The sequence below is a fragment of the Frankia sp. Mgl5 genome, from assembly GCF_023242985.1.
Lineage (GTDB): Bacteria > Actinomycetota > Actinomycetes > Frankiales > Frankiaceae > Parafrankia > Parafrankia soli.
Map to the genome: position 1 here is coordinate 27,893 of NZ_JALKFY010000678.1, position 26,541 is coordinate 54,433.

The 26,541-nt window shown below is 74.3% G+C and carries 24 protein-coding genes; 16 read left to right on the top strand and 8 right to left on the bottom strand.

Going from position 1 to position 26,541, the window contains the following annotated elements; all coding sequences use genetic code 11:
* Positions 1-88: 88 nt before the first annotated feature.
* Positions 89-1,996 (bottom strand): ABC-F family ATP-binding cassette domain-containing protein, encoded by a 1,908-nt coding sequence (locus MXD62_RS23635; RefSeq protein WP_248831652.1) that lies wholly within the window; start codon positions 1,994-1,996, stop codon positions 89-91.
* A 94-nt stretch (positions 1,997-2,090) separates the two neighbouring features.
* The gene (locus MXD62_RS23640; RefSeq protein WP_251082204.1) at positions 2,091-3,197 is read right to left on the bottom strand and encodes a 4-(cytidine 5'-diphospho)-2-C-methyl-D-erythritol kinase; all 1,107 of its coding nucleotides are present in this window, start codon (positions 3,195-3,197) and stop codon (positions 2,091-2,093) included.
* Between the two features lie 407 nt (positions 3,198-3,604).
* Here MXD62_RS23640 and MXD62_RS23645 point away from each other — a divergent pair, with 407 nt between their 5' ends.
* The 10 genes from MXD62_RS23645 to MXD62_RS23690 all read left to right on the top strand — a co-directional run bounded on the left by MXD62_RS23645 (position 3,605) and on the right by MXD62_RS23690 (position 9,722).
* Positions 3,605-4,180, top strand: coding sequence for an Asp23/Gls24 family envelope stress response protein (locus MXD62_RS23645; protein ID WP_248831653.1), 576 nt, complete (start codon positions 3,605-3,607; stop codon positions 4,178-4,180).
* A complete protein-coding gene (locus MXD62_RS23650; protein WP_248831654.1) occupies positions 4,177-4,587 on the top strand; it encodes a hypothetical protein in 411 nt (136 codons plus the stop codon). Before MXD62_RS23645 ends, MXD62_RS23650 begins: the two co-directional genes overlap by 4 nt.
* Positions 4,577-5,026, top strand: coding sequence for a hypothetical protein (locus MXD62_RS23655; RefSeq protein ID WP_248831655.1), 450 nt, complete (start codon positions 4,577-4,579; stop codon positions 5,024-5,026). The genes MXD62_RS23650 and MXD62_RS23655 overlap by 11 nt, the downstream gene beginning before the upstream one ends.
* A 51-nt stretch (positions 5,027-5,077) precedes the next feature.
* Entirely contained in the window at positions 5,078-5,317 is a 240-nt protein-coding gene (locus MXD62_RS23660; protein ID WP_020458427.1) for a hypothetical protein, read from the top strand.
* Entirely contained in the window at positions 5,314-5,817 is a 504-nt protein-coding gene (locus tag MXD62_RS23665; RefSeq protein ID WP_248831656.1) for an Asp23/Gls24 family envelope stress response protein, read from the top strand. The genes MXD62_RS23660 and MXD62_RS23665 overlap by 4 nt, the downstream gene beginning before the upstream one ends.
* A gap of 147 nt (positions 5,818-5,964) precedes the next feature.
* The gene (locus MXD62_RS23670) at positions 5,965-6,759 is read left to right on the top strand and encodes a DUF6286 domain-containing protein (RefSeq protein WP_248831657.1); all 795 of its coding nucleotides are present in this window, start codon (positions 5,965-5,967) and stop codon (positions 6,757-6,759) included.
* Positions 6,756-7,403, top strand: a complete 648-nt coding sequence (locus MXD62_RS23675; RefSeq protein WP_248831658.1) for an alkaline shock response membrane anchor protein AmaP — start codon at positions 6,756-6,758, stop codon at positions 7,401-7,403. Before MXD62_RS23670 ends, MXD62_RS23675 begins: the two co-directional genes overlap by 4 nt.
* A 289-nt stretch (positions 7,404-7,692) precedes the next feature.
* A complete protein-coding gene (locus MXD62_RS23680; RefSeq protein ID WP_071059186.1) occupies positions 7,693-8,319 on the top strand; it encodes a 50S ribosomal protein L25/general stress protein Ctc in 627 nt (208 codons plus the stop codon).
* 17 nt (positions 8,320-8,336) lie between these two features.
* On the top strand, positions 8,337-8,924 hold the full coding sequence (pth, locus tag MXD62_RS23685) for an aminoacyl-tRNA hydrolase (protein ID WP_248831659.1): 588 nt from the start codon (positions 8,337-8,339) through the stop codon (positions 8,922-8,924).
* Between the two features lie 144 nt (positions 8,925-9,068).
* On the top strand, positions 9,069-9,722 hold the full coding sequence (locus MXD62_RS23690; RefSeq protein ID WP_020458433.1) for a PIG-L deacetylase family protein: 654 nt from the start codon (positions 9,069-9,071) through the stop codon (positions 9,720-9,722).
* A 108-nt stretch (positions 9,723-9,830) separates the two neighbouring features.
* Here the strand turns inward: MXD62_RS23690 and MXD62_RS23695 are convergent, their stop codons facing one another.
* Positions 9,831-11,057: a glycosyltransferase gene (locus MXD62_RS23695; RefSeq protein ID WP_248831660.1), complete on the bottom strand. Its 1,227-nt coding sequence runs from the start codon at positions 11,055-11,057 to the stop codon at positions 9,831-9,833.
* A 189-nt stretch (positions 11,058-11,246) separates the two neighbouring features.
* Between MXD62_RS23695 and MXD62_RS23700 the strand changes: the two genes are divergently transcribed.
* A complete protein-coding gene (locus MXD62_RS23700; protein ID WP_248831661.1) occupies positions 11,247-12,461 on the top strand; it encodes a glycosyltransferase family 2 protein in 1,215 nt (404 codons plus the stop codon).
* Positions 12,462-12,516: 55 nt separating this feature from the next.
* Complete coding sequence (locus MXD62_RS23705) at positions 12,517-13,542, top strand: glycosyltransferase (RefSeq protein ID WP_248831662.1); 1,026 nt, start codon at positions 12,517-12,519, stop codon at positions 13,540-13,542.
* 69 nt (positions 13,543-13,611) lie between these two features.
* Here the strand turns inward: MXD62_RS23705 and MXD62_RS23710 are convergent, their stop codons facing one another.
* The 4 genes from MXD62_RS23710 to MXD62_RS23725 all read right to left on the bottom strand — a co-directional run bounded on the left by MXD62_RS23710 (position 13,612) and on the right by MXD62_RS23725 (position 18,740).
* Positions 13,612-15,291 (bottom strand): S8 family serine peptidase, encoded by a 1,680-nt coding sequence (locus tag MXD62_RS23710; protein WP_248831675.1) that lies wholly within the window; start codon positions 15,289-15,291, stop codon positions 13,612-13,614.
* Between the two features lie 223 nt (positions 15,292-15,514).
* Positions 15,515-17,116 carry an ABC transporter permease gene (locus MXD62_RS23715; protein ID WP_248831663.1) on the bottom strand — a complete coding sequence of 534 codons (1,602 nt, stop codon included), beginning with the start codon at positions 17,114-17,116 and terminating at the stop codon, positions 15,515-15,517.
* A complete protein-coding gene (locus MXD62_RS23720; RefSeq protein ID WP_248831664.1) occupies positions 17,113-18,033 on the bottom strand; it encodes an ABC transporter ATP-binding protein in 921 nt (306 codons plus the stop codon). The genes MXD62_RS23715 and MXD62_RS23720 overlap by 4 nt, the downstream gene beginning before the upstream one ends.
* Positions 18,030-18,740, bottom strand: coding sequence for a TetR/AcrR family transcriptional regulator (locus MXD62_RS23725; RefSeq protein WP_248831665.1), 711 nt, complete (start codon positions 18,738-18,740; stop codon positions 18,030-18,032). The genes MXD62_RS23720 and MXD62_RS23725 overlap by 4 nt, the downstream gene beginning before the upstream one ends.
* A gap of 258 nt (positions 18,741-18,998) precedes the next feature.
* Between MXD62_RS23725 and MXD62_RS23730 the strand changes: the two genes are divergently transcribed.
* The 3 genes from MXD62_RS23730 to MXD62_RS23740 all read left to right on the top strand — a co-directional run bounded on the left by MXD62_RS23730 (position 18,999) and on the right by MXD62_RS23740 (position 22,439).
* Positions 18,999-20,027 carry an SDR family oxidoreductase gene (locus MXD62_RS23730; RefSeq protein WP_248831666.1) on the top strand — a complete coding sequence of 343 codons (1,029 nt, stop codon included), beginning with the start codon at positions 18,999-19,001 and terminating at the stop codon, positions 20,025-20,027.
* Positions 20,024-20,593 (top strand): dTDP-4-dehydrorhamnose 3,5-epimerase family protein, encoded by a 570-nt coding sequence (locus tag MXD62_RS23735; RefSeq protein WP_248831667.1) that lies wholly within the window; start codon positions 20,024-20,026, stop codon positions 20,591-20,593. The genes MXD62_RS23730 and MXD62_RS23735 overlap by 4 nt, the downstream gene beginning before the upstream one ends.
* Before the next feature lie 562 nt (positions 20,594-21,155).
* Positions 21,156-22,439, top strand: a complete 1,284-nt coding sequence (locus tag MXD62_RS23740) for a class I SAM-dependent methyltransferase (RefSeq protein WP_071059198.1) — start codon at positions 21,156-21,158, stop codon at positions 22,437-22,439.
* 1,211 nt (positions 22,440-23,650) lie between these two features.
* On the opposite strand, the gene MXD62_RS23745 is transcribed toward MXD62_RS23740, so the two are convergent.
* A complete protein-coding gene (locus MXD62_RS23745) occupies positions 23,651-23,860 on the bottom strand; it encodes a hypothetical protein (RefSeq protein WP_248831677.1) in 210 nt (69 codons plus the stop codon).
* Here MXD62_RS23745 and MXD62_RS23750 point away from each other — a divergent pair.
* A complete protein-coding gene (locus MXD62_RS23750) occupies positions 23,859-26,411 on the top strand; it encodes a teichoic acid transporter (protein ID WP_248831676.1) in 2,553 nt (850 codons plus the stop codon). The genes MXD62_RS23745 and MXD62_RS23750 overlap by 2 nt on opposite strands.
* Positions 26,412-26,541: the final 130 nt, after the last annotated feature.

The window sequence follows — 26,541 nt, forward strand, 5'->3', positions numbered from 1 at the left end:
GTCGGGGCCCGCCCCGGGGGCTTGTGCCCCGCCGCGCCGCCCCCCCCCCCCCGCCCGGGGGGGGGGGCCGGAGCGGCCTCGCGGGGAATTATTCGATCTTGGAGGCCAGGGTGAGCCACTGGTCCTCGGTCTGGTCCTTCTCGCTGGTGAGGGCGCGGAGCTCGGCGTCGAGGGTGAGGATGCGCTCGTGGTCGGTGGCGGCCTCGGCCAGCGCCTTGTGCAGCTCGGACTCGCGACGTCCCAGTTTCTCGAGGGTCCGTTCCAACCGGGCCAGCTCCTTGCGGGCCGCACGCAGTTCGCCCGAGCTCAGGGCCGGACGTGCGTCCGTTCCCGACGCCTGCCCGGAGCCCGCGGCCGAGCCCGGCCCAGCCGGACCCCCCGCGCCGCCGCCCGAGCCACCGGAGCCGGAAGAGCCGCCTGAACCAGCGGAACGCCCCGAGCCACCCGAGCCACCCGAGGCGGTGGAGGCACCCGAACCGGCCGTCCCGGAACCTGGGGAGCCGCCCGCCGCCGCGCGCCGGGCCAGGTACTCCTCGACGCCGCCGGGCAGCATCCGGATCCGCTCGTCGCCCAGCAGGGCCCAGACGACGTCGCAGGTCCGCTCCAGGAAGTAACGGTCGTGGCTGACGACGACGAGGGTTCCGGGCCAGGAGTCGAGCAGGTCCTCCAGCGCGGTCAGCGTGTCGGTGTCGAGGTCGTTCGTGGGCTCGTCCAGGAGGAGGACGTTCGGGCGTCCCATCAGCAGACGCAGGAGCTGCAGGCGGCGGCGCTCGCCGCCGGAGAGGTCGCGCACCCTGGTCCACTGCCGGCTCGAGGGTAGGCCGAACTGTTCGAGCATCTGGCCGGCGGTGCGCTCCCGGCCGCGTTCCACCGCCAGGATGCGGGCGACCTGCTCGACCGCCTCGAGTGCCCGCAGGTCGCCGGGCAGCTCGGTGACCTCCTGGGACAGGATCGCCGGGCGCACGCTCGCCCCGCGACGGACCCGCCCCGCGCCCGGTTCGAGGGTGCCGATGAGCAGCCGCAGCAGGGAGGTTTTGCCGGCGCCGTTCACGCCGACCAGGCCGATCCGGTCGCCGGGGCCGAGCCGCCAGGTCACGTCGCGCAGCAGCGTGCGGTCACCGACGGTGAGGTCGACGTCCTCGACGTCGTAGACGTCCTTGCCCAGTCTGGACGCCGCGAAGGTGCGTAGCTCAAGGCTGTCGCGGGCGGGCGGCTCGTCGGCGATCAGCGCGTTGGCGGCGTCGATGCGGAAGCGGGGCTTGCTGGTGCGGGCCGGCGGGCCGCGGCGCAGCCAGGCCAGCTCCTTGCGTAGCAGGTTCTGCCGGCGGGCCTCGGTCGCGTCGGCGCGCCGGGAGCGTTCCGCCCGGGCGAGCACGTAGGCGGAGTAGCCGCCCTCGTAGGCGTCGACCCGGCCGTCGACGACCTCCCACACCTGGTCGCACACCTCGTCGAGGAACCACCGGTCGTGGGTGGCGACGATCAGCGCGCAGCGCCGGGTGGCGAGGTGGCGTGCGAGCCAGGCGACGCCCTCGACGTCGAGATGGTTCGTCGGCTCGTCGAGGATCAGCAGGTCGAGTTCCTGCACGAGCAGGCGGGCCAGCGCGACGCGGCGGCGCTCGCCGCCGGACATCGGCCCGGTCTCGTCGTCGAGCCGGTCGATCAGGCCGAGGCCGGTGAGCACGGCCCGCTGCCGCGGGTCGGCCGCCCAGACATGGTCGGGCACGTCGCCGACGACGGCCGAGCGGACGGTGCCGCCGGGCAGCGAGTCGGCCTGCGAGAGGGCGCCGACCCGGGTGCCGCCGGCGTGCACGACCCGGCCCGAGTCGGGCGGGTGCGTCCCGGAAATGATGTTGAGGAGGGTCGACTTGCCGGCTCCGTTGCGGCCGACCACGCCGACCCGTTCGCCGATGTCGAGCCCGAGGCCGACGCCGTCCAGCAGCGTTCGGGTGCCGTGCGCTGCCGAGACGCTCTCCAACGAGACGACGACCGGGCTCACGCGACGATTCTCCCCACGACTTCGACCGTGACGTCCGCCGCGTACTCGGACGCGTCCCGTGCCCGGAACGTGTCCGAGTATGCAGGCGGGCGGGTCACGCCGGTGACGAGGAGGGGGAAAGCGGCGGGGACTGCGCCGCGGAGCTGCCCGGCTCCCCACCCGGACCGGCCGGGTCCGCCGGGCCGATCACCCGTGCTCCGGCGACCGGGCCGTGGGCCCGCCGGACGGCGCGCGCGACGCCCATGCCGGCGAGGCTCGCGGCGAGCGAGACGCTCGCCGCCGCGTCGCGGGCGAGGAAAGCGCAGGTCGGCCCGGATCCGCTCACGATCGCGCCGATCGCGCCCAGCTCCAGCCCGCTCTCCAGCACCCGCCGCAGGGACGGGCGCAGCCGCAGCGCCGCCGGCTGCAGGTCGTTGACCAGGGCGGCTCCGAGCTCCGCCGGATCCCCGCTGCGCAGGGCGCTCAGGACGGCGTCCGCGGGCGTGGGCCCGGTGCGCAGCCGGCCCTCGGCGAGCCGGTCGAACTCGCCGTAGACGGCGGGCGTCGACAGCCCGCCGTCGGCGAGCGCGAACACCCAGTGGTACTCGCCGCGTCCGAGGACGTCGGTGAGCTGCTCACCGCGGCCGGTGCCCAGCGCCGTCCCACCGGTGAGCGGGAACGGGACGTCGCTGCCCAGCTTGGCGGCCAGCGCGACGAGGGTCTCGCGGTCGAGGCCGGCGCCCCACAGCGTGTCGCAGGCGAGCAGGGCCGCGGCCGCGTCGGCGCTGCCGCCGGCCATCCCGGCGGCGACCGGGATGCCCTTCGACAGCGTCAGGTGGACGGCCTCGCCGCGGATCCCGGCGGCCTCGGCGACCAGGTAGGCGGCGCGGACAGCCAGGTTGTCCTTACCGGTCGGCACCACCGAGACGGACGGCTCGGCGCCGGTGTCACCCGGGCCGTCCGCGTCGTCTGACGTTGCCGGTCGCGCGCCCTCGCCGGCGACGCCGACCGTGACCGCGATCGGGTCCTCGTCGGTGAACACCGGGCCGGCGCCGTCGGGCCCGGCGAGTGACTCCGGGGGGACCGACGTCGCGGTGATGTCGTCGTACAGCGCGACGGCCTGCAGGATCGTCGTCACCTCGTGGTAGCCGTCGGGCCGGCGTGGGCCCACCCCGAGGTGGAGGTTGACCTTGGCGGGAGCGCGAACGGTGACGGTCGGCAGGGGGCGGCCGGGTTCGGTGGCGCGTCGACCCGGATGCGATCGAGGCAACGGACGCTCCTTGGCTCAGGCGTCGCTCGCGGCGAGCGCACTCGGCATGGCCGGTGTTGGTCACCGGGGCCCGCGCTCAACGTAGGGGCCCGTGCTCAACTTATCGGTCGCGGCGGCGGAGCGGCTCTTGCGTCCCGCCGGTTCTGGCGCCTCCGGGTGCGTTCCGGTGTCCGCTACCCGCCTCCCGGGTGCCCGGCCGCTTCCGGCGTGGACGTATCAGCCGGTTCCGGCGGGACGTACCGGCCCGTTCCGACGGGGACGTATTAGCCCGGGCGGGGCGGGTATCTCGTCGGGTGGACGGCACCGGTGACCTTCCCGGCCACACCGGGCGCGGGCACCGTGACGCAAGAGGAGCAGCGATGACGACCACCACGCGGACGAAGGGCGCTGACATGGGCACCGCCCAGGGACCAATGGGCACCGCCCAGGGACCAGGTGAGAGCCGGCCCGCTGGGCCGGGGCCGGACCGGGCTCGGCCGGAGGAGGGCCACTGGAACGGCACGGCCGAGCGGTCCACGGCTCCCGCCCGGCGTACCTCCACCGAGCTGGTGACGGCGCAGGGACGGACGTCGATCGCGGACTCCGTGGTCCGCAAGATCGCCGGCGTCGCGACCAGGGAGGTGACCGGGGTCCACGCTCTCGGAACCGGTGGCAGCCGCGCGATCGGCACCTTCCGATCGCACCTGCCGGGAACGAGCCCCAGCGTGTCGCAGGGTGTGTCGGTGGAGGTGGGCGAGCGGCAGGCCGCGATCGACCTGGACGTCGTCTGTGAGTACGGCGTCTCGATCGTCGACCTCTCGCAGGCGGTCCGCCGCAACGTCGTCGACTCGGTCGAGCAGATGACCGGCCTGGAGGTCACCGAGGTCAACATCGCCGTGGACGACGTCTACATCGGCGACGACGAGGCGGCGGAGGCCCCGCCACGGGTCCGTTGACCGCGCGGGAGCCAGTACGCCCGGCACCAGCCGACCTGCCCGGTCTGATCGACGTCACCATGCCGGCTGATGTGGCCGGACCAGCTGACATGGACCGGGGCGGCATCGCCGAGATGAACGAGGTCGCCGCCCGGGTGCGTGCCTGCCCGGACGTCGTCCGACTGGTCGGCCGACCGACCGCGGGCGCGACGCCCCTGGACGGCATGGCTCCCCGGGACGGCGCGACGGCCGGTGCCGGGCCGAAGGGGATCACGGTTCGCGTGGTCTGCCGGTTCGGGCCGACCGTGGCTGAGCTCGCGGCGCAGGTCCGGGCGGCGGTGGCCCTCGCGGCCCCGGGCTGTCCCCGGATCGATGTGATCATCGATGATCTCGAGGTCGACGTCCCGGCCTGGGTCGGTGTCACCTGACCCCCGCGCCGCGCGGGCGCGGGCGGCGCGGCGGCGGTTCATCCTCGACAACCACCCGGACCGCGGCGGCGATCCCGAGGCGTTCCAGGCCGGCCTGCGGGCGTTCACCGCGGCCGGTGCCGGCGGCGGTCGCACAGATATCGGGCCTGGTGGCAGGCCCGGCGGCGGCCACGGTGATGTCGGGGGCGGTCCGGGCGGAACGAGGCCGGCCCCGACCGTGACCTTCTACCGAAAGCGTGGCCCACTCGGGCGGGCCCGTGCGCGGCTGGTCCGCCGGGAGGGCGCGAACTGGGAGATCGCGAACTGGAGGGCCCGGGCCGCGAACTGGAAGGTCCAGGCCACGCGGCCGAGACTGGGCATCAGGGTGACGCGGCGTGCAGGAGGCGGCGCGCGCCGGTCCGGAACGGGCGGCACGCCAGGTCACTGGCGCTGCTGGTGAGAGCGGGCGGCGCGCCAGGTCACTGGCACTGCCGGTGAGGGAGGACCTCGGATGCGATCGAGTGCGCTCGGACTGATCGCCGGACTCGTCGCGGGCCTCGCGCTCGCGTTCGGCGGGTTCGGCGAGTTCCTGATCGTCCTGCTCTTCGGGGCCCTCGGACTGATCGTCGGGAAGCTCGTCGACGGCGAGATCGACCTCAGCCGGTTCGACCGGGGCCGGTTCGACCAGTCGCGGCCGGGCCGGGACCGCGGTCGGTTCCCCGGCGGCGGCCGGCGCCGGGAACAGCCGTGAGCCCCGATCATCTCGGCGGCGGCGGCGGTGGTGGTCCGGGCCGGCTGCTGGTCGCCGAGCGGGTCGTGGCGAAGATCGCCGCGATCGCCGCCGCCGATGTGGAGGCCGTCACGGGCCCGCCGCCCCGGGTGGCGACCAGGGTCGCCGCGTTTCTGCGCGACGGCTCGCCCGGTGGCCGCCCGCGACCGGGTTGGCGGGGTCCGGGCTGGCGGCGGACCGGTCACGGTTACGGCCGGCGCCGGCCGGACACCGGGCCCGGCGCCCGGCCCGCCGACGGGTTCGGTGACCGGCCGAGCGGTCGTCCCGAGGCGACGGTGCGGGTGGTCGACGGAGCGGCCTGGGTGTCGCTGACGCTGTCGATCACCTACCCGGCCTCGGTGAGCCAGACCACGCAGGCCGTCCGGGACAGGGTGCGCGAACGGGTGGCCGCGCTCGCCGGGCTGCCCGTCGCCCGCATCGATATCGACATCCCGCTGCTGTCCGCGGGGGCGGGCCCGTGACCCGCTCGGCCCCCCGCGCGCGGGCCCGAGCGGGCGGTGACCCGGCGTGTCAGCGTGGCCGCTCGCGGGCAGGCCGAACCGTGCCGGTTGTTCTGTCCGTGCCGGAGACCGGCGGTGCGAACCCCCTCGGCGCGGGAGGGAGGCGCCATGCGGGCCGGTAATCGCGTCCTTGCGGCGCTCGTGGCGGCGGTGCTCGCCGCCGCCGGCGTCATCACGCTGGTGGAGATCATCGTCGCCGCGGGCGGGCACGGGCCCGCTCTGGTCGACTGGCCAGCCTGGTCGGCGCGTCTCGGTGACTGGTCGTGGTCGAGCGGTGCCGTCCGGCTCGTGGGGGTGTGCGTCGCGCTCGTCGGCGCCGGCGTGCTGTTCCTCTGCGCCCGGCTGGGCGCGAGGTCGCGTTTCCGGACCCGTCCGACCACGCCCGGCGTGGCGGTGTTCGTTCCCCGCCGGGCACTCGCCCGGGCGTTGCGGCAGAGCGCGCTCGGGGTCGACGGGGTCTCGGCCGCCTCGGTCCGGGTGCGGCGGCGGCGTGCCGTGGTCCGCGTCCGGCTGCGGCCGCGGACGTCCACCGGCGTGGTGGTCGAGGTCCGGGCGCGGCTGGCGCGCAGGGTGGAGTCGTTCGGCCTGCTGCGCCCGCCGCGACTGATGCTCACGACGAGCTCCGAGCGCCTTGGTCGGCGTTCCGGCCACGGGCTCGTCGCCCCGCCGGTGTCGCCCTCGCCTTCGTCGGTGTCGCCCTCGCTTTCGTCGGTGTCGACGTCAACCTCGCCGGTTTCGGTGTCGTCGCTGCCAACATCGAACTCCCCGGTGTCGCCCGAGCCCGCCTCCGCCGCGGCCCGGACCGTGCCCGGGGTCTGGCGTGCGTCGTCGGCCGCCGCGGCACCGGGCACGAAGCGCGAGATCGGCACCGCCCGCTCGGGGACGCCCGGGGGCCGGCGATGACCCGCGGCGGCGTTCCGGCCCGGCACGCGGCTCCGTCGGCCGGCGCCGGCTCACCCGCGCCGACGCGCGCGTTCATCCCGGTGGTGGACCGTTGTAACCAGGTCCTCCTGGTGCTGGTCGGCCTGGTGCTGTTGAGCGGTGGAGTGCTGGTCCTGCTGGCCGGATCGGGTCTGTTCGGCCCGGCGCTCGCCGATCGGCCCGTGCTCGGGGGGGATGTCCGCTCCTTCGCGGCGCGGCACGGGTGGTTCTGGCCGGTCGTGGGCACGGCCGCCGGCGTGGTGGCCCTGTGCGCCGTCGGATGGCTGGTCGCCCAGGCCCGGACGAGCCGGCTCCGTGGTCTCTATGTGACTGACGACGAGGTCGGCGGGGTTCACCTCGACACCGCCGCGCTCGCGGACGCCGTCGCGGCGGACCTGGTCGCGAACCCCGTGGTGCACGCGGTGCGGGTGGTCGTGCGCGGGCGCCCGCGCCCGCCGGTGCTCCAGCTGGCCGTCGAGGCGGATGCCGGGGCGGACATCCGCGCCGTCCGTTCCGACGTCGAGGAGCGGGTGCTGCCACGGGCGCGCCGCGCGGTGGGACGCCCGGATCTCGGCGCCGAGATCGATCTCGCGGTACACGCCGGCCCGCCGGCCAGGGTGCGCTGACGCCGTCCAGGCGCCATCCAGGGTGAGTCGGCGGGCGCACCGCGCCGGGGAGTTTGCGCGCTTTCGCGAGCCGGGCGGGGGGAGCCGTGGCAGCGAGGTCGGGGCGACACGACACCTGTCGGGTGTTGACAGCGAAGCTTCCGGTACTGTTGAGGACCGCGTCCATGATGGCGCGGCCCCGCCGTCCGGCGCTGAGCCACCTTTCGCCGCTGAGTCACCATCTCCTGGTGATCGGCGGTCGGTGACCGCCAGGCGCCGAGTTCACATTGCTGAAAGGATGAGCGCCCCCATGTCCGAGGTCCGCATCGCCGCGGAGCCGCGCACCGAGTTCGGGAAGGGCGGGGCTCGTCGCACCCGCCGGGCCGGCAAGGTCCCGGCTGTTCTCTACGGTCACGGCCAGCCGCCGCGCCACATCGCGCTGCCCGCTCACGATCTGCTGCACGCGTTCAAGACCGACGCCGGCACCAACGTCCTGCTGACGCTGGAGCTGTCGGGCCAGACGGAGCTGGCGCTGCCCAAGGAGGTCCAGCGCCACCCGATCCGCGGCAGCTATGAGCATGTCGACCTGGTCCTGGTCAACCGGGGCGAGCACGTCTCGGTCGAGGTCGCGCTCGTCCTCATCGGTGAGGCCGACCCCGACACCCTGGTCGACCAGCAGGTCACGGCGCTGTCGGTGAAGGCCGACGCGGCGTCGCTGCCGGACCGGATCGAGGTCGACATCACCGGCCTCGAGGCGGGTCACGGCATCACGGCCGCCCAGCTGGAGCTGCCGCAGGGTGTCGAGCTCGAGGCCGACGGGGAGCTCGTCGTCGTCCAGGGCCTGGCCAAGCGCACGGTCGCCCAGATGGAAGCCGATCTCGGTGAGACCGCCGAGGGCACTGAGGGCACGGCCGCCGCCCCGGCTGCCTCGGCCTGATCTGTTCCGGCGAACGGATGGAAGCCCCTGCCGATGACGGGCCCTGGCTCGTCGTCGGCCTAGGCAACCCGGGCGCGAGCTATGCCGGAAACCGGCACAACATCGGTTTCATGGTGGTGGACCTGTTGGCCGAGCGCACCGGCGCCCGGCTGCGGTCCCACCGCTCGCGGGCCGAGATCGACCAGGTGCGGATCGCCGGGCGCTCGGTCGTTCTCGCCAGGCCGCGGACGTTCATGAACGTCTCGGGGCCGCCGGTGGCCGCCGTCCGGGCGTTCTACAAGATCGACCTCTCCCGGGTGATCGTCGTCCACGACGAGCTGGACATCCCGTTCGACGCCATCCGGCTCAAGCGCGGCGGCGGGGACAACGGGCACAACGGGCTGCGCTCGATCACCTCGTCGCTGGGCTCGCGTGACTACCTGCGGGTCCGGGTCGGCATCGGCCGGCCACCCGGGCGGATGGATCCGGCGGATTTCGTCCTCCGCGACTTCAGCCCGGTCGAGCGCAAGGCGCTCCCGCTGATCGTCGACAACGCGGCGGACGCCGTCGAGTCGCTGCTCCAGGAAGAGCTCGCGGCCGTGCAGAACCGCTTCCACGCCGGTTGACGCGCACCCGCGAGGGAACACACCGCCACCGTGTTCGCCCGCGGGTGCGCGAGCGCGCTGGTGCAGGCGGTATCGGTGATGTTCCGCTGTGCGGATCCGGGTAGGTTGGGCCGCCATGTGGCCGGTAACCGAGAGGAGCGTGCGATGCTCGCGCTGACGCCGGGCCGCCCGGTCGAGGGCAGCGCCTACACGGTGGTGGCCCTCGGCGCGCACGCGGACGACGTGGAGATCGGCGCCGGCGGCACGATCTCGCAGATGATCGCCGCCCATCCGGACACTGTGGTCCACTGGGTGGTCTTCTCCGGCAGCGGTGAGCGGGGTTCCGAGGCGGAGGCGAGCGCGCGCGAGCTGCTCGGCTCGTCCCTGGGCTCCCTGCACCTGCACGAGGTGCGGGACGGCTTCCTCCCCCGGGAGTGGAGCGGGGTCAAGGAGATGCTGCTGCAGATCTCCCGGCAGGTGACCCCGGACATCGTCTTCGCGCCCTCGCTCGGTGACGCCCATCAGGACCATCGCATGCTGGCCGAACTGGCCTGGCAGGCCTTCCGCGGCGCGCTGATCCTCGGCTACGAGATCCCCAAGTGGGAGAGCGACCGCGGTGCCCCGAGCCTCTACGTACCGGTGCCCGAGGACGTGGTGGCGGCCAAGGTGGAGCATCTCCAGCGGCACTTCAGCAGCCAGCACGACCGGATCTGGTTCGACGAGGAGACGTTCCGCGCGACGATGCGGCTGCGCGGCGTCGAGTGCGGCAGCCGCTACGCCGAGGCGTTCGACGCCCGCAAGCTGACACTCGCCTGGTGACCTGACCCGGTGACGGGGTCACCCCCGGTGACCGGGTCACCGGGGGTGACCGGGGGTCGGTGCGGGGCCCCGCCGGGTGACCCCGGAGCCAGCCCCGCCAGCCCCGTCTCAAGCGGTCTGAGCTGTGGTCTCCTCGGTGCGCCCGGCCAGCATGCCCCGGACCCGGTCGATGAGCGTCGCGTGATCGAGCTCGCGCAGGACGAACTCGCGCCCGGCCGTCCCGACCTCGGCGGCGAGCCAGGGGTTGTCCAGCAGCCCGCAGACGGCGTCCGCGAACGCGCCCGGATCGTCGGCGACCAGCAGGTGCTCGCCCGGGCGCCAGCCCAGGCCGCGGCTGCCGGTCGGGGTGCTGACGACAGGCGTCCCGGCGGACATCGCCTCGATCGCCTTGATGTTGACCCCTGACCCGGAGCGCATCGGGTTCACCGACACGGTCGCCCCGGCCACGTAGCCGAGCACGCTCGGCACGTCGGTGTGCAGCTCGACGCTGTCGAAGCCGGCCAGCCACTCGGCCAGGCCGTCCTCCGGACGGCGGCCGACGACCTGTAGGACGGCCGCGGGGTGGCGCACCCGGATCGTGGGCCAGCAGCCGCCCAGGAACCAGCGCAGCGCCTCGATGTTGGTGGGCGTGTCCAGCGAGCCGACGAAGACCAGGCGCTCGCCGGCCCGCTCCGTGTCCGCGACGCCGCCGGCCGCGCGGGCCTCGGTGACCGTGCTGGCGGGCAGGAACGGCGGCAGGTGGAACGTCGGGACGCTCGCCCGCCCGCGGCGCCACTCGTGGTCCTCCACGGAGATGTCCGCGATGGCGTTCACCAGCGGTGAGTGGTGCATGGCCTGCTCGGCGAGCCGCAGGCGGTGGTACTCGAGCTCGTAGGCGACCGCGCGGGGGCCCGTGGAGTTCCGGGCCAGGACGCGGAAGAACTCCGAGTCGATGTTGTGCGCCCGCACCAGGTGGGGAAGCCGCCAGATCCGCGCGATCTCCTCACCGAGATGCGACGTCCGGCAGCTGTAGCTGATGACGGAGTCGGCACGCGGCGGGGTGTTCTCCAGGGCCCGGCGCAGCGGGCCCACCGGGCGGGACGCGTGGGTGAACGGCCGCGGCGAGAGGTGCGCCAGCGGGCTGTCGTCCCGGGGGAGGCGGATGACCGCCGCGCCGGGGACGGCGTCCTCGTAGGCCGCGATGTCCAGATCGGTGCGGGACGGCACCAGGACCTGCATCCGGATACCGGCCGCCGAGGCCGCCGTGAGGAAGCTGAAGGTCTCCACCCGCCCGCCGGCATCCGCGGGGAGGAAGGGCTCCTCGACGACGACGATCCAGCGCTCGGAGTCGCTCATCCGAGTAACTGTAGTCCCGGGGCCCGCGACCGCCCGGCAGGGGAGCGGGAGGGACACCGGCGGGCATGCCGGGACAGTGGGTCCGGGCGGGGAGGGACGGGTCTCGCCCGGCCCGCGTCGGTGATCGCCCCGGTAGGGTGCCGGGGAGCCCATTCCGTCACCTGGTAGAGGCACCGCTACGGTTGTCGCATGACAGGAGCTCGTGCATTCGGGAAGGGCACCGCGATCGCGGTTCTCGGCGCGACCGCCGTGTACGGCCATGTTCTGTATCCCGCTTACATCGGGTACCGCAGTCGTGGGCTTGCGCCGTCGGTCCCCGCCGAGCCGGACGTGTGGCCGGGCCTCAGCGTCGTGGTCTCCGCCTACCGGGAGTCGGCGGTCATCGGCACCAAGCTCGACGAGCTGGCCGGTACGGACTACCCCGGCCCGATGGAGATCATCGTTGTCGCCGACGACGCGGAGACGGCCACGGCCGCCCGCCGTCCCGGCGTCCGGGTCCTGTCGTCCGGGGAGCGGCTCGGCAAGGCCCGCGCGGTCAACCGCGGTGTCGCCGCGGCCAGCCACGACGTCGTGGTCCTCACCGACGCCAACGCGGTGCTGGCCCCGCACTCGCTGCGCGCCGCCGCGCGCCACTTCACCGACGAGTCCGTCGGCGCCGTCGCCGGCGAGAAGCAGGTCGACGACCCGGCCGGCGCTCAGGGCTTCTACTGGACGTTCGAGTCCTGGCTCAAGCAGCGCGAGTCCGCGACCGGCGCCACCATCGGCGTGGTCGGCGAGATGCTGGCGTTCCGCCGCAAGGCGTTCCGGCCGCTGCCGAAGGACACCGCGGTGGACGACGCCTGGCTGGCGCTCGACATCCTCGAAAGTGGCCTGCGGGTGGTCTATGAGCCCGAGGCCTACTCGATCGAGACCTCCGCGCCGGACTACGCCGCCGAGTGGGAGCGCCGCACCCGCATCGTCGCCGGCAACCTCGACATGCTCTGGCGGCGCCGCGCCGCGCTCGTGCCCGGCGCGCTGCCGGTCACCTCGCAGCTGTGGGGGCACCGGCTCGTCCGGTCCTCGTTCGGCCCGCTGGCCCACGTCGCGCTGGTGGCGATCAGCGTCCCGGCGGCCCGCAACAGCTGGGGGGCCCGGCTGTTCCTGCTCGGCAACGCCGCCGGTGCGGCCAGCGCCGGCGTCCTGATGCGGGGCGGGACCCCGCCCGGGCCGAGCCGCCTGGTGGCCCAGGTCTTCTTCCTGCAGGCCGTCGCGCTCGGTGGCGTCCGCCGCTTCCTGGCCCGTGACCGGCCGGCGATCTGGCCGAAGCCGGACCGGCAGCCCGTGCCGGCGCAGCCGGCGGCGTCCGAAGTCGACATCGACCCCGCCAGCGCGTCCGGGACCGGTGCCTCCGTGTCCGTTGTGTGACTGTCGTCCGTCGTGAGCTGACCGTTCCGAGCGGCGAGCTGAGAGGAACAGACCCGTGCCGGACATCGCACCCGACTCGGTTGCCGACCAGGCGACACCTGCCGGCTCCACCCTGGAGAGACCAGCTCCGGACAGCTCAGCTCCGGACAGCCCCGCCAGGGTGCCAGCCGTGCCCGCCGTGCGGCCGGCCGTGGACGGCTGGTCGTTCGAGCTCCAGCTCGTGAGCTTCCACAGCCGTGACCAGCTCGAGCAGATGTTCGCGACGCTGCCGATCGACATGCCCGTCGTCGTCGTCGACAACGCCAGTGGCGTCGACCGGGTGGACGAGCTCCTCGCCGACCGGCCGAACGGCCGCTACATCGATTCCGGTGGCGGCAAGGGCTTCGCGAAGGCGTCCAACATGGGCATCCGCTCGTCCGCGTACGACTACGTGGTGCTGGGCAACCCGGACAGCCGGCCGACCGTCGAGATCATCAGGACACTCGTCGCCGACCTCGAGGGCGACCCCGGCCTGGTCGTGAGCGCGGCGACCATGAAGGGGCAGGACGACAAGCCCGAGCTCGGCAACGGCGGCTGGGAGCCGACTCCCCGCCGGGTGCTCATGCACGTCCTGGGAGCCCACAAGATCGCCCCGTCGTCGGCGCTGTTCGCCCGTCCGACGCCGAACCGGCCGATGAGCCCCGAGTGGCTGACCGGGGCCTGCATGGCCGTCCGCCGGCAGTCGTTCCTCGAGCTCGGCGGCTTCGACGAGACGTTCTACGTCTACAACGAGGACATGGCGCTGGGCCGGGCGATCCGCGAGGCGGGGATGCGCCAGCAGCTGCGCACCGACCTGCTCGTCCCGCACGGCGCCGGCGGCTCCGGGGCCGGCAAGACGTGGATGCTGCAGATGCGCGGTGCCTCGATGGTCCGCTACCTGCGCAAGCACAATGCCCCGGCGCGGGTGAACGTGATGCGCTCGATGCTCGTCGCCGGCTACGCGGGCCGCACGGTGCTCTCCCGGGTGCGGGGCCGCAAGGCCACAGCAGACGAGCACGCCGCCTACATCAAGGGCCTGCTGGTCGGCCCCCCGCCGCGCTGACGCCAGGGCACTGTCGACGCCGACGCCTGGACGTTCCGAGCGCCGGTGCGGTGTCCGCCATCCACGGGTTCAGTACGGTGTCCGCCATCCGCGGGTGTCCACGGGAACGCCCCCGCCGGGGGTGCGTGGGCCGCCCGCCGCCGGCCCGGCCGGGTGCGGTGGGACGGGCTGCCCTGTCCGGTCGGGTGGTGCGGCGCGGGTCGGCCCAGCCGCCCAGCCGGGCTGCGTGGCCCGACCGGGCGGGGGGCCCTGCGGGACGGGCGCCGTCGCGGGCGGGCCAGCACCCTGCTCCGTGACCAGATGGGCCGTGGCCCGGCCCCGGCGGCCCCGGCGGCCCAGCGCCGTGGCGAACCGGGCGCCGGCCAGCACGTACGCGAGCGCCCCGAGCAGGACACCCGCCGACGCCGCGAGGCCGAGCCCGGCGATCCAGGTCAGCGCGGACGGGCCGTCCCCACCCTCGTCGGGGCCGGCCGCGGCGACGGGGGGAGTGGCGGCCGCGGGCGGCGGCGGTGTCGGCAGGGCCTGGGTGGCCCCGTCGGAGGTGGCGCCCCCACCGGCCCTGCCGCCGCCGGCCGTGCTGCTGCCGGTGCGTGGGCCCGGTGCGGCGAGCAGCGGGTTCGCGTCCACGAGTGGCAGCTCGGCGGTCAGCGCGGCCACCGGCTCGACCAGCCCGAAGCCGTACTGGTCGTCGCGCCCCACCGGGCCCATGTCGAGCGCGGTGCGGATCAGGCGGTTGATGACGTTGGGCGCGTCCAGACCGGGCTCCGCGGCGCGGACGAGCGCGGCCACCCCGGCGACGATCGCCGCCGAGTTGCTGGTGCCGCCTCCGGTGTCGAGGCCGTCGGGCGACACCCTGGTCGGCACCGGAGCCCGGATGCCCGGTCCGGGCGCGGCCAGGACGGCCTCCGGCCCCTGGACCGAGCCGCCCCAGAACATCCCGCGGTAGTCCGATCCGGTCACGGCGATCACGCCCGGGATGTTCGCCGGGGAGTTCACCTCGGTGTCGCCCGGCTCGGTGTTGCCGGCTGAGGCCACGACGACCACGTCGTGCGCGAGCGCGTAGCGGACGGCGCTCTCCTCCGCGCTCGTCGCCCGCCCCACCGAGCCGAGGGACATGCTGATCACGCCCGCCCCCCGGTCGACGGCGATCCGCACCGAACGGGCGACCTCCTCGGAGTCGGCCTCCTCGCCGGTGGAGATCGGCAGGATCTTCGCCTCGGGCGCGACCCCCCACACAGCCGGGTCACCGACGTCACCGCGGGCGGCGACCAGCCCGGCCATGGCCGTGCCGTGGCCGTCGGGGTCGTCGTCGCGCAGCCCGTCGAGAGCGGCGTCCGCACCGACCCCGGCGCCGGAGAGGAGCTGCCCGCGCAGCTTCGGATGGGTGGCGTCCACCCCGCCGTCGATGATCGCCACGATGACGCCCCTGCCGCGGCTCACCCGGTGGGCCTCGGCGAGCCGGAGGCTCTCGTGGTACCACTGCCCGTCGGTGGACGAGAACCCGCTGGACGGCAGCCCGCCCGACGGGGAGCGGCCCGGCGCCGAGGCCGTCGGCGCGGGGGCGGCCCGGGGGGCCGGCCGGGCGCTCGCACCCGGGACAGCCGGCTGGGGCGTCACGGCGGCCGCTGTGCCGGCCGTGGCGCCGGGCAGCAGCACCGCCGACAGCACCGCCGTCAGCACCCCGCCGGCGACTCCGGCCGACGGGCGCCGCCCGGCCCGGGCCCCGCTGGCGCCGCCTCGGTGACCCATCACTACGTGACCTGCCTTCGGACGCTCCGCGCGGCGCGGACCGGGGGATGCGCATCACGCCACGAACACGCACACACCGTGCCCGGAGGCGAGCTTTCCACATCCTCGGTGTTGTGCGGTCGTTTGTCTGCGAGTCGACAGGCAGTCGGTTCACCAAGACACACGTCGGCTACATGACGTGATGTGGGTCATATCCGTACGGGGGGAGGGCGGGCGGTGCGGGTCAGCTGGCCGGGATGTCCCGGCGCCGCAGCCCGGCGAGACCAGCCGCGGCGAGCGCGGCGGCGAGGAGTGTGAGCACGGCCAGCGCCACGGCGGACACCGACCCGCCCGATGCGCCCGTGGTGTGCGTGAACGGTGAGACGTCCAGCAGCCAGTGGCTGGCGCCCGCGCCGGCGCCGACCAGACCGAGCAGCACGCAGGCGGACAGCGCGGCCCAGCTCATCGCGCACAGCCGGGGCAGCAGGCCGAACAGCGTCACCGCGATCGCCGCCAGCACGGCGACCGCGGGCAGCTGCCCGGCCGCGAGACGCACGGCATGCGGGAGCTCGCGCCCGACGTCGCCGCTGCTCAGCCCGTAGACCAGCCCGGTGACGGCGCCGGCCGTGAGTAGCGCGATGCCAGGGCCGAGAGCGGCGATGAGCAGATGGCCCGCCGCCCACCGCAGCCGCCCGACGGCCGTCGCCAGGATCGGCTCCGCCCGCCCGCCGGTCTCCTCCACGCGCAGCCGCAGGACGGCCTGGATCGCGTACCCCGCCGCGATCATCGCCATGATCGACATGACGGATGCCAGGTAGGCGTCGACGATCGCGCTCCGGCCGCCCAGCCGGGTGAACACGTCCCGCAGCGTCGGGTTGTCCCCCACGAGATCCCCGACGCCGTTCGCGACCCCGCCGAACACCGCGCCGAGCAGGGCGAACCCGGCGATCCAGGCCGCGAACAGGCCCCGGTGCAGCCGCCAGGCCACTGCCAGCGGTGACCGCAGCGCGGGCGTCGCGCCGGCCCGGCCCGGGCGGTCCGGCAGCAGGCCGGCCCCGAGGTCGCGCCGGGCGGCCAACCCGACGGCCACCCCGACGAGCACGGCGACCACGGTCGCGACGGGTGCGAGCAGCCACCAGCGCTGCGCGCCGTAGGGGTGGATCCGCTGGACGAGGCCGATGGGCGACAGCCAGGACAGCCAGGCCCATCCCGGGGAGTCGCCGCGATCGCCGGCGATCCGTGCCGCGTAGGCCGCGCCGAGGACGGCGGCCCCGATCCCGCGCGCGCCGCCGGCCCCCGTGGTGACCTGCGCGGCCACCGCGCCGACCGCCGCGAAGACCCAGCCGGCGGCGGCGAGCTGCATGCCGAGCGCCAACGATCCGGCCGCGGGCAGGTCCTTTCCGATCAGGGTGATCGTCACGACCAGGGCGACGGCGAGATCGGCGGCGCAGGTCACGGCCAGGGCGGCCGCGAGGCCGGCGTGCCGGCCGACCACGGTCGCGCCCACCAGCTCCCGCCGCCCGGCCTCCTCCTCGGCCCGGGTGTGCCGGATGACGACGAGCAGGCTGATCAGGCCGACGACGACGGGCAGGAACCCGGCCCGCCAGGTGATCAGCTCGCCGAGGCTGGAGCCGCGCAGGGGCCCGTAGAGGGCGGTGAAGGTCCCGTCGCGCGCGCTGGTCGCGAAGAACTCCTGCCGCTCGGTGGCCGTCGGGTACAGGTCCGCGAAGGAGACCGCCAGGACGACCGGGAGGAGGCCCAGGACGGCCACCCACACGGGAATGAGCGCCCGGTCCCGGCGCAGCGCCAGCCGGGCCAGTGCTCCGGTGCCCGTCAGCCCGTTCACCGCTCCGCCTCCGCGCGGCCGGGGTGCGTGCCGGCCCGGTCGTAGTGGCGCAGGAACAGCTCCTCGAGGGTGGGTGGCTGGCTCACGAGGCTGCGCACCCCGGCGGTGGTGAGCCGCAGCAGCGCGGCGTTGAGAGCGTCACCGTCGGCCTCGAAGCTGACCCTGGTGCCGGCCACGTCCAGCCCGTGCACCCCGGGCAGGTCCACGAGCCCGCTCGCCGGGGTGACCAGCTCGGCCCGGACGGATGTCCGGGTCAGGTGCCGCAGGTCCGCGAGGGTGCCGGTCTCGACGGTCCGGCCGTCCCGGATGATCGTGACGCGGTCGCAGAGCGCCTCGACCTCGGCGAGGATGTGGCTCGACAGCAGCACCGTGCGTCCGCCCGCGCGCTGCTCGGCCCGGACGACCTCGCGGAACACCTCCTCCATCAGTGGGTCGAGGCCCGAGGTCGGCTCGTCCAGCAGCAGCAGCTCGACGTCCGAGGCGAACGCGGCGACGAGCGCCACCTTCTGCCGGTTGCCCTTCGAGTAGGAGCGGCCCTTCTTGCGCGGATCGAGGTCGAAGCGCTCGAGCAGGTCCGCCCGACGCCGCGGGTCGAGGCCGCCCCGAAGGCGCCCGAGCAGGTCGATCGCCTCCCCGCCGGAGAGGTTCGGCCAGAGCGTGACGTCGCCGGGTACGTAGGCCAGCCGGCGGTGCAGCGTGGTCGCCTCCCGCCAGGCGTCGCCGCCGAGCAGCGTGGCCGTGCCGGCGTCGGCACGGATGAGGCCGAGCAGGACCCGCAGAGCCGTGCTCTTGCCCGCGCCGTTCGGCCCGAGGAAACCGTGTACCTCACCGGTGCGCACGGTCAGGTCGAGGCCGTCCAGGGCCCGGGTGGACCCGAAGGTCTTGACCAGCCCCCGCGCGTGGATCGCCTCGTTCATGACCGCCGCCGCTCGGGCCCGGCCGTGGCCGGGACCGGAGCCGTGGCCGGGACCGGAGCAGGGAAGCGGGCCAGGACCTGGTCGTAGGCGGCGCGTGCCTGCTCCGCCTGCTCGGGGCTGATCACGGCGCGCGAGTAGATGTCGACGAGCGCCCGGCCCAGCCGGACCTGACCGCCGGCGGACAGGATGTCGGTTCCCAGTGCCCGGGAGACGTGCCCGTGCAGGGCGAGCAGGCCGGCCTGCATCGCGACCAGTGCGGCGGCGAACGCACGTGGGTCGTCCGACCCGGCCAGGTGTTCTTCCGAGACCCACTTCTCCGCGACGGCGACCATGCGGTCGAACAGCGCGGCGGCGGCCGCGGAGCCGTCGATCAGCGACCGCGCCACATAGCGCTGCATCAGCAGCACCGTGGGATGGACGGCGACCAGGAAGGCCGGGTCGGCCAGCCGGCCACCCAGGAGCGCCTGCTCCTTGATGGTCACCAACTGGTCCAGCGCGTACGTGTCGCAGGCGTCGCGCAGCGCCTCCTTCGACCCGAAGTGATGGCGGACCAGCCCCGACGACACTCCGGCCGCCTCGGCGACCCCGCGGACCGTCGTGGCCTCGAAGCCCTGGTCGGCGAACATGCGCAGGGCCGCGTCGCGGATGCGCGCCTTCGCCGTCAGATCCTCGGGCGGCGGACCGGCCCGGCCGTGAACACCGCCCACCCACTCATCCGTCATCTCGCGTCGCCCGTCATCTCGCTCCTCCTGTGGTCCGAACCGATCGGCTACACAAGACGGCGGTATCCTACACGCTTGTGTAGGTCGCGTCCGGTATGCGCAGAGTGTTCGTCGTCAGACGGACAGGAGCACAGTGGGGCGTCACTGGCGGGCACCTCCGGCCCTCTCGGTACCTTCTGTGGTCGGAGCGCAGGGCCGTCGTCGAACCCCGCGTGCCCTCGTCGAGATCGGGAGGACTCTCGGATGAAGGTGCTCGTCACCGGCACGGAGGGCTACCTGGGCTGCCTGCTTGCCCCGGAGCTGCTGCGCGACGGCCACGACGTGGTCGGGGTGGATACCGGCTACTACAAGTACGGCTGGCTCTACCGCGGCACGGACCGTGTCCCGTACACGATCGACAAGGACCTGCGCGACCTCACCGTCGAGGATTTCGAGGGCGTCGACGCGGTCGTGCACATGGCGGAGCTGTCGAACGACCCGCTGGGCGCGCTGGCACCCGACGTGACCTACAAGGTGAACCACCAGGGGTCCGTGCGGCTCGCGAAGCTGGCGAAGCAGGCCGGCGTCCAGCGGTTCGTCTACATGTCGTCGTGCAGCGTCTACGGCGTCGCGACCGGGTCGGACGTCACGGAGACCTCGCCGGTCAACCCGCAGACGCCGTACGCCGAGTGCAAGGTCTACGTCGAGCGGGACGTCGCGCCGCTGGCCGACGACACCTTCTCGCCGACGTTCCTGCGCAACGCCACCGCGTACGGCGCCTCGCCGCGGATGCGGTTCGACATCGTGCTGAACAACCTGGCCGGGGTCGCCTGGACCACGAACGAGATCGCGATGACCTCGGACGGCACCCCGTGGCGCCCGCTGGTGCACGGCCTGGACATCGCCAAGGCGATCCGGTGCGTGCTCGCCGCGCCGCGCGACGCCGTCCACAACGAGATCTTCAACGTGGGTGACAGCGCGCAGAACTACCAGGTGAAGGAGATCGCGGACGCGGTCGCCACCGTCTTCACCGGCTGCAAGCTGAGCTTCGGCGACAACGGCGGGGACAACCGCAGCTACCGGGTGTCGTTCGACAAGATCGCCTCCCAGCTCCCGGGCTTCTCCTGCGACTGGGACGCGCACAAGGGCGCCGAGCAGCTGCACGAGGTGTTCAGCCGCATCCAGCTCGACACCGAGACCTTCACCGGCCGCGGGCACACCCGGCTCAAGCAGCTGCAGTACCTGATCGGCACCGGCCAGGTCGACGCCGAGCTGTTCTGGACCGCCCGGTGAAGCTCACGCCCACCGCCGTCGACGGTGTGACGATCGTCGACGTCGAGGCGTTCTCGGACGACCGCGGCCTGTTCGCGCGCACCTTCTGCCAGGAGGAGTTCGCCGCCGCCGGGCTGGAGGCCGCCGTCGCGCAGTGCAGCGTCGCCTACAACCGCCGGGCCGGGACGATGCGCGGCCTGCACTGGGCCGGCGAGCCGGTGCGCGAGACCAAGCTGGTCCGCTGCACCCGCGGCGCCCTGCTGGACGTCGTCGTCGACTCGCGGCCCGGCTCGGCGACCTACCTGGAGCACGTGGCCGTGGAGCTGACCGCGGACAACCACCGGGCGCTGTTCATCGCCGCCGGGCTCGCGCACGGCTACCAGACCCTGGTGGACGACACCGAGGCCACGTACCAGATGAACGTCCCGTTCACTCCGGGGCATGACCGTGGTCTCCGTTTCGACGACCCCCGGCTCGGGATCGCCTGGCCGCTGCCCGTCTCGGCGATCTCGGAGAAGGACCGCGGCTGGCCGCTGCTGCCCGCCGGCGCCCCGGGCGACGAGCTCGTCCAGCTCGGCCAGGCCTGAACGGGGGGGGATCCGCGTCCCGGGCCCGTCGGCAACGGCCATGCCGCTGGGCAGGCCGATTTCCCGGGGAGGGGATGCCCGGCGTGCTTGCGTCAGGTCAACTCCGTGCGTGTGTGACACTCACGTCACCGTGATGTGCGCCTGTCGGGGTGGCATCCCGGGCACGAGGCGGGAAGCGTGGAGGAGGCGGCGAAAGTGGCCGAATCCAGTACCTGGCGTGTTTGTTCGCAACGCTGAGTAATGTGGGGGTGGTTCGGGACGGCCGGACGGGTACGAGTGGACCACCTGGAAATCGATCTGTTCGCACGCCCGTCATGGTGATCTGGTCGGACGCGGTCGTCGGTGGGTCGGTGGTCCGTGACCGGTCGGCCGGAGGCGGCTGACGGCCGTCACGCCGACATCGTCATCATCTCGACCGAGGCCAGATCAGATCCGATCCGGCCGCAGCCCGAACTGTTGTCAGCCGAAGTACAGCCAGCTGAAGTGCCGCCAGCTGAAGTGCAGCCAGCCGAACCGCCGCTCACCGGTCACCGCGCGCCGGTCACCTCGAACAGGGGAACGCATGTCATCCGGAACCTCAGCAGAAGGAAGCCCGGCCGCGGGAGGCGTCGCCGCCCCGGTCACCGCCTGCCGATCGTGTGACGGGCCCGCCCCGCGTGTCTTCCTCTCGCTGGGTGACACCCCTGTCGCGAACCGGCTCGTGAAGGCGGACGCCCTCGACGCCGTTGACCCGGCCTTCCCGCTGGAGGTCGGCTTCTGCGAGCAGTGCGCGCTCGTCCAGCTGACCCACGTGCTCCCCGCCGACGAGATCTTCGACGCCGACTACCCGTACTTCTCGTCGTTCTCCGACATGCTCGTCCGGCACTCCGAGAAGCACGTGATCGACCTGATCGCGAGCCGCAACCTCGGCCCGGAGAGCCTGGTCGTCGAGGTCGCCAGCAACGACGGGTACCTGCTCAAGGCGTTCGTCGAGCGCGGCATACCGGTGCTGGGCATCGAGCCGACCCCCGGCCCGGCCGCCGCCGCGCGCAAGGCGGGCGTGCCCACCCGCGAGGAGTTCTTCGGGGCCGACCTCGCCCGCACGCTCGTCGCCGAGGGCCTGCGGGCGGACGTCATCATCGCCAACAACGTGATGGCGCACGTCCCCGACCTCAACAGCTTCGTCGAGGGCTTCTCGATCCTGCTCGCCGACGACGGGATCGTCGACGTCGAGAACCCCGGGGTCGGCGCGCTGCTGGCGCACAACGAGTTCGACACCGTCTACCACGAGCACTTCTGCTACTTCTCCACGATCGCGGTGGACGCCCTCATGCGCCGCCACGACCTGCAGCTCGTCGGCGTCGAGGAGTTCGCGGACCTGCACGGCGGGACGCTGCGCTGGCGGATGCAGCACCAGGGCGCCGCCGAGCCGACCGGGTCGGTGAAGGCCGTCCTGGACGCGGAGCGCGCCGCCGGCCTCGGGACGTTCGAGCGCTACGGCAGCTTCGGCGACGACGTCCGCGTGCTGCAGGGCGAGCTGACCGAGCTGCTGCGCTCGCTGAAGGCCGAGGGGAAGTCCATCGCGGCCTACGGCGCGGCGGCCAAGGGCGCCACCCTGCTGAACTCGACCGGCATCGACCACACGCTGATCGACTTCGTCGTCGACCGGAACGTGCACAAGCAGGGCAAGTACATCCCGGGCGCGCGGATCCCGATCCTCGACCCGGCCGTGCTGCTCGAGCGCCAGCCCGACTACCTGCTGCTGCTCGCGTGGAACGTGAAGAAGGAGATCATGGCCCAGCAGGAGGAGTACGCCTCTCGGGGTGGCCGCTTCGTCGTGCCCGTGCCCCGTCCGGTCGTGCTCTAGGAGAGCCCAACCCAACGAAGCGATGACATCAGCGTCGGCAGCCCCCCGGCTGCGCCCAGCACCCCGCGGCCCGGACGTCCTCGACGTCCCGGGCGGGACGGGGTGTCGGGCGTGACCGATCTCGGTATGGAGCCGAGGGCGCCCGGCGCGGACGACGCGGACCTCCCGCCCGAGCCGCCCGCCGGCGACGCCGACACCACGCAGTACGTGCCGCGCGCCCCGCGTCAGCCGCGCACCGGGCCGACCGGCCGGAACGACGAGCCCCAGCCCCGGCCTGGCGCGACCGATCCCCGGCAGCAGGGGGTCCACGTCGGCACTCCGCTGCCGCGGATCGTCCTGCCGGGCACGCCCGATCCGCGGGGCGCCGCCGATCCCCGCGGTGGCAGTGACCAGTGGGGTGGTGCTGACGGGCGGGCTGGAACTGATCCGCGCGGGGGGCCGGAGCAGCACCGGCCGGCTCCCGAGTCGTTCGTGGTGGAGAGCCGATCCAGCTACCGGGACGGGCGCACCCCACCCCCCGGTCGCACTCCGCTCCCGGGATACCGGCCCGAGGCGGGTCACACTCCGCCCCCGGGTCGGACTCAGCCTCCGGGTCGGACTCAGCCACCAGGGCACACTCCGCCCCCGGGCCGCACGCCAGCCCCGGGGCGTCCCGAGCCGTACGGGCGCAACCCACCCTCTGGCGCGACACCGTGGCCAGGCCATGCCGCGCCACCCGCGCACACCCCGCCGCCGGGACGTACTCCGCCGCCGGGCGGCGCCGTGCCGTTCGAGCGGGCTCCGGCCCCGGGGAACACCCCACAGGCAGGGCACGTGCCTTCCGGCTACACGTCTCCCGGGCAGGCGCCTCCCGGACGCACGCCGTCCGGGCACACGCCGCCGCCCGGCTACACCCCCCGTCCGGGCGGTACGCCCCTGCCGGGCGTCCGGCCGCCGGACGGGACGCCGCCGAGCCAGGGCGCGGCGCGCGCGCTGACGCCGCCGCCGGGCTGGACCCCCATGCCCCGGCACTCCGCCGGCAACACACCCGCCCCCCGCGGCACCCCGACCGACCCCGCTGCCCGGCACGACCAGCCGGGACAGGGCGAGCGGGGCGCCGCGCAACGGGCGGGCGGAGCGCCCCCGTCCGGCGGATGGGTTCCGCCCGAGACCACCGTCCGCATGGGTACCACCGGGCCGCAGGCGCCGCCTCCGCCGGGAGGCGTGGCCAGTCAGCCCACGCCGAGGCCCGCTCCGCCGAGCGGCTTCACGGTGGGCACGCCGCTGCCGGGGCGCCCGGCCGGCACCCCGCCGCCCGGCGCCGGGCCGGCGCGGACCCCACCACCGCGGACGTCACCACCGCAGACGTCACCACCGCGGACCTCGCCACCCGTCCCGTCGCCCGGCCTGCCGCCGGCGGTTCGGCGGGGCGATGACTTCATGCGGGTCGACGTCGCCGGCCCGGGTGCCGCCGCACCCCCGCCGGCGACCCAGCTCCCATCCACACCGCCCGCAGCCCCCCAGGCCCCGGCCGCCCACCCGCCTGCCGGGCAGTCGCCGGCGGACCAGCGCCAGGCCCCGCCCGCCGCACCGCGTTCCGCGGGAGTGCCCCCCGAGGAGCGCCCTGCTGGTGCGGCCGGCGCGGGGGACACGCGGCGATCGGGGCGCGGATGGTCGGCGACGGGGCGCCGGGAGCCGCGTCCACCAAGCCGGGGCGGCGGCGCGGCCGGATCGGACCAGACCGCGCTGACCAGCCGGGCCGGCGACGGCCGTGGCCGGCAGGGCCGCGGCGGGCGCCGCGGGCGGCAGGGCGCGGCCCGCAACCCCGACATCCACTTCATCAACGCGTTCACCGACACCATCGACCTGTCGTCGCTGCGGCGCCGGCTGGAGATGGAGGACGGTGCCGCCGCCGTCGACCAGACGGACTACATCCCGCGTCTCTACGGCCGTAACCGGCCGGAGTCCGACGCCGCGAGCACGCAGGTCATGCGGCGACCGGGGCCCGGAACGGGGCCGGGGCAGGCTGGCGGCCGGTGGGCTGGCCCGGCCGGCTCCGGGAGCGCGGCCGGAGCGGCCGCGGACGAGGGCGACCCGGCGGGCGGAACCGTCCGGCCCGGCCGGGCGCGCCACGCCCGCGGCGGAGGTTCCGGCACCGGGGCGCTGGAGGTGGCCGAGCAGCGTCCGGGCACCGGGCCGGCCGCCGCCGAGGAGGCCGTCGTAGGCGGCGGGTCGACGAAGGCGAAGGCGATCTGGACCCTCGCCGACCAGGGCGTCTCCAGCGCCACCAACGCCGCCGTCTCGCTCCTGATCGCCCGGCAGGTGAGCTCGTCCGAGTACGGCTCGTTCGCGATCGCCTACATCATCTTCTCGGTGATCATCGGGATCTCCCGGGCGGGTGGCTGCCTGCCGCTGGGGATCTCGTACTCGGGCAAGTCGGTGTCCGCGTTCCGGTACGCGGCCGCGTCCGCCACCGGAGCGTGCCTGGTCTTCGGTGGATTGCTGGGGATCGTGCTCGTCGGCGTGGGGGCCCTCGCCGGTGGGTCGGTCGGCTCCGCCCTCGTCGTGGTGGGCTTCGTCCTGCCCGGCCTGCTGCTCCAGGACGCCTGGCGCTACGTGTTCTTCGCGATGGGCAAACCCCTCGGCGCGTTCCTGAACGATGTCGCCTGGGCCCTGGTGCAGGTGGTCGGGCTGACGGTGCTCATCGAGCGGGGCGTGACGGCGTCGCCGCCGATGCTGCTCGCCTGGGGCATCTCCGCGTTGGTCGCGGCGCTGCTGGGGGTCGCGCAGGCCGGTCTGTGGCCGGCGCCGTCGCGGGCGCTGGCCTGGGTCCGGGAGAACCGGGCCAACGCGGCCAACCTCGCGGCCGAGTTCGTCACCGTCCAGGGCGCGCTGCAGGCGTCGATGCTGCTGATCGGGCTGCTCAGCTCCAAGGAGACGATCGGGGCGCTGAACGGCGTGCGGACGCTGCTCGGCCCGACCACCGTCATCGGCGTGGGCATCGTCAGCTTCGCGGTGCCGGAGCTCTCCCGCCGCATCGACATGTCCGTGCAGGCGCGCGAGCGCGCGGCGGTGCTGCTCACGGTGATCGTGGTCGGCGTCGGCGGCCTGTGGAGCCTGCTGTTCATCGCATTCCCGGTCATCGGGAAGACGCTGCTCGGCGCCACCTGGCCCGGGGCGCACCACATCCTCGTGTACTCCGCGTTCCACTACGCGGGGACGGCGCTGCCGACCGGGCCGGCCTGCATCATGTACGCGCTCGGCCGAACCAAGATCACGTTCCGGATCAACCTGTCCATGGCGCCGATGCTCTTCGCCTTCCCGATTCTCGGCCTGCTGCTCGCGGACGCCACGGGCGCGGTCATCGGGTACAACCTCGTGTTCTGGGGCATCGCCCCGGTCTGGTGGATCCTGCTGCGCCGGATCGTCCGCGAACACGCACACGGACGACCGGACGCCCGCGACGCGGCCGAGATGTCCGTCCAGGCCGGGGCGCCCGAACAGGCCGAGACGTTCGAGGAGATCGCGACATCCGACCGGGCCGAGAGGTTCGATCACACCGGGACGTCCGACCGGGCCGGCCTGCCGGCCGGGAACGTGCGGGTCGTCGAGCCCTCCGGACGGGAGGGCCCCGGCCGGGAACGGGCCCAGGTGTCGAGGCTGCCCGCGCTCGCGCCGCCATCACCACCATCCGGTCGTCCGAGCCGCGGCGAGGCGGTACATGCCAGGCCGGCACACGGCGGCGAGGCGCACGGAACCCCCGCGCGCGGCGGCGCGGGCGCTGGCGGCGCGGGCTCCGGTGGGGCGGCGCAGGAGGACGTCGAGCGGACCACGGTTCTGCAGGGCCCGCCCCCGCGCGGAAGCTCCGTTGAGGTGTCGCCGCAGGCCGGTGAGCGGGACCGCGATGATCCTGAGCCGCTGGACCTGCTCGAACCGGAACAGCGCGGCGGTGCCGACGGACCGCGAGCCGGCGGGCGAAACCCTGGCCGCTAGCCTGCGCTCACGCTACGAGTCGCTTACTTTGCGCTATCGGCTATGCTCACAAATCGGTTCCGTCAGATCTTGGCCGTGGTCCGATGACCGGGCCGGACGCTCCTGTGGGGGGCCCAAATTGACTCCGCTT